The organism is Shewanella sp. 492, from assembly GCF_059338445.1.
In genome coordinates this window covers 4049401-4056455 of the sequence record NZ_CM181702.1, presented here as the reverse complement: position 1 = coordinate 4056455, position 7055 = coordinate 4049401, and the positions used below count along the sequence as shown (strand labels likewise).

Below are 7055 nucleotides of genomic sequence, written 5' to 3'. Positions count from 1 at the left end.
GTACTTATCCCCAAAAGATCATACAAAGGGGTGTATTCTATAGTGAGATCACAAGGATCGCTATCCTTTAAATGGATTTATCCCCAGTAAGATCAACTTGACTTTTTGACACTGATCCAGATCGATCGCAGCCGATCAATTTATTTATATAAACCAGTAAACTCAGCTTTATTAAGCGATCCAGATCGATCTATAATTAGCAACCTTCGTTCAGGCAAATGAATACCAGATCCACAAGATGTAGTGTTCATTCACAGAGTTATCCACACTAGAGTGTGTATATAACCTAGCCGAGCAGAAGTATTAAAGGAAGATTTTGTACACTTGTTGATTTTGCTTGTTGACGGGCATCACTAAAGTGATTACAATTCGGCCTCTTTTTTGCCCTTACTTCTAATTTGTAGGAGTCAGGTTTATTCACCTAACAAAGACGGATTGCCATAATGAGTAAACGTACTTTTCAACCTAGCAACCTGAAGCGCAAGCGTTCTCACGGCTTCCGCGCTCGTATGGCTACTGTAGGTGGCCGTAAGGTTATCGCACGTCGCCGTGCAAAAGGTCGCGCTCGTCTTTCTGCTTAATCAGTAGAAATGCAAGTGACCAGCTATACCTTTACGCGGGAGTTACGTTTGTTAACTCCCGCGCAATTCAAATCTGTATTCTCAAATCCTATCAAAGCTTCTTCGGCTGAAATTACCTTACTTGCTATACCTAACTCAGAGCAACATCCACGTATTGGATTAACCGTTGCAAAACGTTATGTAAAGAGAGCTAATCAACGCAACAGAATTAAACGTATCATCCGCGATAATTTTCGTTTGCATCAGCACGATCTACCCCCGCTTGATATCGTCGTTTTGGTAAGAAATGGCGTACTGGATATGGATAATGCAGCACTCCACAAACTGGTAGAGAAGTTATGGCGCAAACTCAGTCGCCGTTACAATGGCTAGCCACTACGTTAATTCGTGGCTATCAAATCTTTATCAGCCCTATACTAGGGCCAAAGTGCCGTTTTCACCCCACATGTTCAACTTACGCCATTGAAGCCATTCATTTGCATGGATTTGTGAAAGGGAGTTGGTTTGCAGGGAAACGCGTATTAAAATGTCACCCTTTACATCCGGGCGGTGAAGATCCCGTCCCTCCAAAAAATAAATAGGTGTAATAAATAGGCTATGGAATCTCAACGCAATATATTGCTTATCGGTCTGCTTTTTGTCAGCTTTTTGCTGTGGCAGCAATGGCAAACAGACAAAAACCCGCAACCCGTTGCTACTGAATCATCAGTGGCCGCGTCAACTACTGTCGCAAATACACATGGTAGTGATGTTCCTGATGCCGATGCTGCACTCCCAGAAGCAGTCGTTGCATCTAAAGAACTCATTACTGTCACCACAGACCAGTTGATATTAAAAATCAACCCAGTCGGTGGTGATATCGTTTATTCGGCATTAGTGGCGCATAAACTTGAACTCGATAAAGACGAACCTTTCGTGTTGCTCGAGCAAACTAACGACATCTACTATATCGCGCAAAGCGGCCTAATAGGTCGTAACGGTATCGATAGCAGCGTTAAAGGCCGTGCCCACTATTCAAGCCAAGCACAGCAATACACTATGGCCGATGGCCAAGACGCACTCGAAGTACCACTGACTTATGTGGCCGACAATGGTGTGACTTACACCAAAGTGTTTGTGTTGCATCGTGGCAAATTCAACATCGATGTAGATTACCGTATCAACAACACCTCTAGCGAACAGCTACAAGTGCAGATGTATGGCCAAATCAAGCACAGTATCAAAGAAAGCGAAAGTAGCATGATGATGCCAACGTATCGCGGTGCTGCATTCTCGACTCAAGATACCCGTTACGAGAAATACAGCTTCGAAGATATGGCTGACAAAAACCTAGACAAGAAAACCCTAGGTGGTTGGGCAGCAATGCTACAGCACTACTTCGTTTCTGCATGGGTTCCACCAGCAAACGACCAAAACACGATTTTTTCTAGCATTAGCGCAGGCGGATTAGCCAATATTGGTTTCCGTGGTGCAGTGTATGATATTGCCCCAGGTAGCAGCCAAACCATTGGTGCACAATTCTATGTTGGTCCTAAAGACCAAGCGGCATTATCGGAAATATCTGAATCACTTAACCTAGTGGTCGATTATGGTTTCCTATGGTGGTTGGCAGTACCTATTTACAAACTACTGATGATCTTCCAATCATTTGTAGGTAACTGGGGCTTAGCGATTATCCTTATCACCTTAACCGTTCGTGGCCTGCTGTACCCACTAACCAAAGCACAATACACCTCAATGGCAAAGATGCGTAACCTGCAGCCTAAGCTAGCTGAGATGAAAGAGCGCTTCGGTGATGACCGTCAAAAGATGGGTCAGGCGATGATGGAACTGTACAAGAAAGAGAAAGTAAACCCTATGGGGGGCTGTCTGCCTATCTTGCTACAGATGCCGATTTTCATTGCCTTGTACTGGGTACTGTTAGAAAGCGTTGAGTTGCGTCATGCACCCTTTATGCTATGGATCACCGACCTTTCGGTACAAGATCCTTACTATGTGATGCCAATCCTAATGGGTATCTCAATGTTCTTAATGCAGAAGATGCAGCCAATGGCGCCAACTATGGACCCAATGCAACAGAAGATGATGCAATGGATGCCAGTGGTATTTACCGTATTCTTCTTATGGTTCCCAGCCGGTCTTGTACTTTACTGGTTAGTCGGTAACATTGTTGCGATTACTCAGCAGAAGATCATCTATGCTGGTTTGGAGAAAAAAGGGTTAAAATAACCTTTTAGTTCCAACAAACAAAAGCGGTCGGATACTAAGTATTGACCGCTTTTTTGTTTTATATAAACGCATATTTTTGCCATTCACCATCAATTTAGGAAACACAGTAATGACAACAGATACTATCGTGGCACAGGCAACCGCTCCCGGACGCGGCGGCGTGGGGATCATACGTATCTCGGGCGACAACGCCAGCAAAGTGGCAATGGCCGTGTTAGGGCATATCCCTAAAGTCCGCTATGCCGATTACTGTGACTTTAAAGATGCTAATGGGCACGTGATAGACCAAGGCATTGCCCTCTTCTTTAAGGGGCCCAACTCATTTACCGGCGAAGATGTACTCGAGCTACAAGGCCATGGCGGCCAAATCGTACTGGATATGCTGATCAAGCGCGTCATGGAAGTGGGCGGCGTACGTATTGCTAAACCAGGGGAATTCAGCGAGCAAGCGTTTATGAACGACAAGCTGGATCTGACTCAAGCCGAAGCCATTGCCGATCTGATTGACGCCACCAGCGAACAAGCCGCCAAAAGCGCCCTCAATTCGATGCAGGGTGAATTTTCCACCCAGGTACATGATCTGGTCGATCAGGTGACTAACTTACGTTTATACGTAGAAGCCGCTATCGACTTCCCCGACGAAGAGGTCGACTTTCTCTCTGACGGCAAAATTGCCGCCTCGCTCAACCGTATTATCGACAAACTCGATTCGGTGCAATCGAGTGCCAAACAAGGCGCGATTATTCGCGAAGGGATGAAAGTCGTTATTGCGGGTCGCCCGAACGCAGGCAAATCGAGTCTACTGAACGCATTAGCCGGTAAAGAATCGGCTATCGTTACCGAAATAGCCGGCACCACCCGTGACGTATTACGCGAGCACATTCACCTTGATGGTATGCCGCTGCATATTATCGACACCGCAGGGCTACGTGACACTACAGATACGGTAGAGCAAATAGGTATCGAGAGAGCCTGGGCCGAAATAGAAAGTGCCGACCAAGTGCTATTTATGGTCGATGGCACCACCACCAATGCAGTCGATCCCCACGATATTTGGCCAGACTTTATTGATCGCCTCCCCAAAAACCTTGGCGTCACCGTCATACGTAATAAAGCCGACCTGACTGGCGAACCATTAGAGACCACCCAAGAACAGGGTTATAAAGTCTTTCGTCTATCGGCAAAAACCGGCTTAGGCGTCGAGGAGCTTAAAGCACACCTTAAATCTCTTATGGGCTACCAAAGCAACCTTGAAGGTGGCTTTATCGCCCGTAGGCGCCATTTAGAAGCCTTAGAGCTTGCCAGTAGTCACTTATTACTGGGTAAAGAGCAGTTAGAGGTTTATCAAGCGGGTGAACTGCTCGCTGAAGAGCTACGGATGTGCCAAATGGCCTTATCTGAAATCACGGGTAAATTCACCTCAGATGACCTACTGGGTAAAATATTCGGCTCTTTCTGTATCGGGAAGTGATGCCTAGCTGGATTACGCTGGGCTAGATTAATGACTGACTAAAATGTCAAAACAACATTTAATTGCTGTTATTAAATAAAAAGATGAGCATTGGCTCATCTTTTTATTAATATTGATTTATAGCTTTTTAGATGTAGACAACTCAGCCTCTAATTCTTGCTTCGCTCTTTGGGTTTTAAACTCAGAGTAAAGCACAGCTTCATCATTAGGGTTTAACGTCTTACCCGACTCTTGGATCAACTTGTCGAATAATGGCTTGGTATTTTCCATCACCACCAAGACACACAATTGTTTTTTATCATCGATGCGGGCAAATGCGACCTCTTTTGGTAATGCCCCCACTAAGCTTTGCTCAGCAATCTGCTTACTTACTTGAGCAAAGCTCGAGCTGGTCATACTGGCTTCATTTTCTTGGGTTTGCTGGTTAACCAGTTTATCCATCACCATAGCTTTAGTATTAATTTGTGTTGCCAAATCGGCTCTCGCATTAGCAATGGCTTGCGCGCGACTAGCTGCCATATTACCGCTCCACAGCACACAACTAGCAGAGGCTAATCCAGTAGCATGAGTCGGCATCAAAACCCAACTCGGCACACTATCATTCTCTGCTAGCGGCGTAGACTGTGGTGCTTGAGTACTACTACATGCACCTAAGATCAAAGCGCTGGCTACGGTTAAGTATTTTTTCATCATATTTTGCTATTTCCATTCCATGTGGGTAATTTGGCGTGATACTGCTCTTCTAACTTACGAACTTTCTTAAGGTACTTCTTGGTTTCAGCATAAGGTAAGCGTTGCATCAAGGTTTGATAAACCTGCTCACTAGACATTGCATTAATTTTTCCTAATGCCTGATTAATATTACGATTATTACCACCATTAAAGGCCTTTGCCACGTTACCAGCACCTGTATTATATGCGGCAATGGTGCAGTATTTACGGCTTGTAGGATCGGTAACACCTTTTAAATAACGCTCAGATAATATTGAAAGGTACCCTGCTCCATAAAGGATATTGGTATCGGCATGATAAAGCTCACTTGCTGTCGGTGCAGTCGACTTTTGCAGTAACTTATTCGCCACATCCATACCAGCCGACCCAGGAACAATCTGCATAAGCCCAAAAGCGGGAATATGGGACTTAGCCTCAGGATTAAACGATGATTCAGCATGAGAAATAGCCAGCAATAGTGCGACCTCTTGCCGCTGTTTGTCAGCCTGTTTATTGAATGATTCTAGATAAGGAGATGCCTTTCTCAACAGATAATCTTCAGGCAGAGCAATCGTATATGACTTTATTTTTTTATACTTAACATCTTGTTTATTAACTTGCTCAACCTGCTTTTCAAGATTTTCAACTCTGAGTTGCTGTTGCTGTTCGAGCTGTTGTTTTTTTACTTTAGCATCAGATTCCGAGATGGCTTCATCGGTATCCACACTATTTAGCAGTTGCTCATGCTGCAGCACAATTTGTTGTTTTAACACTGGCTGACTCGCCACTACTTTTGGCTGAGGTGTAATGACGGTAGGAGTTTGCTGTAACTCTTGCAATGCATCATCATTATCGATCAACACCTTGAGCACTGGCGCCGTGTTGATATCATCAAGCAAGTCGGTAACAGCAAGTCCTGGCTTAGAAGAGGTCTCTTCATTTAACTGTTCGATTGTCAATGTTTGTGCTTGCTCATCAACAATTATTCGGCTTTGTAAATCATCACTATAAACAACCTCTTGCTCTATTGAACTCTGCACCGGAACGGCCCAGTTTTGCAGTAATTGACCACGAAAATGGTCATAATCGGCTAAGTATTTCTCTCTAAATGCAGTATATTCCTGCTGTTGTTGCTGAACATAATCTTGCTTTTGTTGCTGCCAACCTTTTTTAAACTCTTCAAAAGAAGCGTCAGTAGCCAGCACCAAAGAGGGAAACAATATTATTGGCAGTATGAGTTTACGCATGACGATATCCTTAGAAGTAAGCATTAAATTCATACTTAGTCAGTAGTGAATCAGCAATGTATTCAGGCGATAATTCAGAAATCGCATAAAAGTTAGCGGTATAAGCGGCTAACTTTTGAGTCAGAGCACCAACCTCTGCGGTATTCCCCTCTAATGTCGCTTGATCCAGTTCGGTTAACATAGAGAATGCATTGGGTTGAACCTGTTCATATTCAGTAAAGCCAGCCAACAAGTTTAAAAACATTCCTTGTGGGCCTAGCTCTCTAGATTGTAAAAAATAAGTAACATTTTGATTATCATAGAAAAATATATTTGAATCAGACGTAATATCTGTAATGGTATTCGTTTTGAGTAAGCTTTCAGTAAAAGGTACCTGAGGGGTAAAATCCCCAAGCAAGGGATTATCATGCTGTAGGCTATGTAATACGATCGCGACGATGCGCTGATCTTTATTCATCAATGTCAGTAGATACTTAGGATCTTTATAATAACGATACTCAATACTAGGATCTAAACTAGAAGCTTTAATTACCTGCGGCATGCCCACACTTTTTTGAGCAAACTGCAGGTAGTTACCAATATCTAATGAAGCGACTCTATTATTCTCTACCTGATGGGTAAAATGAGTGATAAACGCTTGATAAGCTTCCGTAAGTAATTGTTTAGTATCGGCCCAGTTACCAAGGCCCATTAATACAACCATGAGTAATACAAAGCCAGACGTTAACCTAGCAAAGAAGCCCTTCTTTTGCGGCTTACCGTCAATAACCCCATTGTTGCTTTTTAAAATATTTTGAACACTCATACGGGTATCCT

7 protein-coding genes and 1 pseudogene are annotated in these 7055 nt (G+C 43.7%); 5 read left to right on the top strand and 3 right to left on the bottom strand.

The window, feature by feature from the left end:
* Positions 1–443: 443 nt before the first annotated feature.
* The 5 genes and pseudogenes from rpmH to mnmE all read left to right on the top strand — a co-directional run bounded on the left by rpmH (position 444) and on the right by mnmE (position 4281).
* A complete protein-coding gene (gene rpmH, locus AC5YBX_RS17895) occupies positions 444–581 on the top strand; it encodes a 50S ribosomal protein L34 (RefSeq protein ID WP_011867659.1) in 138 nt (45 codons plus the stop codon).
* 15 nt (positions 582–596) lie between these two features.
* Entirely contained in the window at positions 597–953 is a 357-nt protein-coding gene (rnpA, locus tag AC5YBX_RS17890; protein WP_494520433.1) for a ribonuclease P protein component, read from the top strand.
* Positions 920–1175, top strand: a pseudogene (yidD, locus tag AC5YBX_RS17885) (membrane protein insertion efficiency factor YidD). Before rnpA ends, yidD begins: the two are co-directional and overlap by 34 nt.
* 3 nt (positions 1176–1178) lie before the next feature.
* Positions 1179–2810, top strand: coding sequence for a membrane protein insertase YidC (gene yidC, locus AC5YBX_RS17880; RefSeq protein WP_494520434.1), 1632 nt, complete (start codon positions 1179–1181; stop codon positions 2808–2810).
* A gap of 109 nt (positions 2811–2919) precedes the next feature.
* Positions 2920–4281 carry a tRNA uridine-5-carboxymethylaminomethyl(34) synthesis GTPase MnmE gene (mnmE, locus tag AC5YBX_RS17875; protein ID WP_494520435.1) on the top strand — a complete coding sequence of 454 codons (1362 nt, stop codon included), beginning with the start codon at positions 2920–2922 and terminating at the stop codon, positions 4279–4281.
* Positions 4282–4398: 117 nt separating this feature from the next.
* Here mnmE and AC5YBX_RS17870 read toward each other — a convergent pair whose 3' ends face one another.
* From AC5YBX_RS17870 to AC5YBX_RS17860, 3 genes are read right to left on the bottom strand one after another with little or no spacing between them, the layout of a single operon-like run.
* Positions 4399–4974, bottom strand: a complete 576-nt coding sequence (locus AC5YBX_RS17870) for a hypothetical protein (RefSeq protein WP_475515399.1) — start codon at positions 4972–4974, stop codon at positions 4399–4401.
* On the bottom strand, positions 4971–6239 hold the full coding sequence (locus AC5YBX_RS17865; RefSeq protein WP_494524196.1) for a transglycosylase SLT domain-containing protein: 1269 nt from the start codon (positions 6237–6239) through the stop codon (positions 4971–4973). Before AC5YBX_RS17865 ends, AC5YBX_RS17870 begins: the two co-directional genes overlap by 4 nt.
* Before the next feature lie 10 nt (positions 6240–6249).
* Positions 6250–7044 (bottom strand): ETEC_3214 domain-containing protein, encoded by a 795-nt coding sequence (locus tag AC5YBX_RS17860; protein WP_475515397.1) that lies wholly within the window; start codon positions 7042–7044, stop codon positions 6250–6252.
* Positions 7045–7055 lie beyond the last annotated feature (11 nt).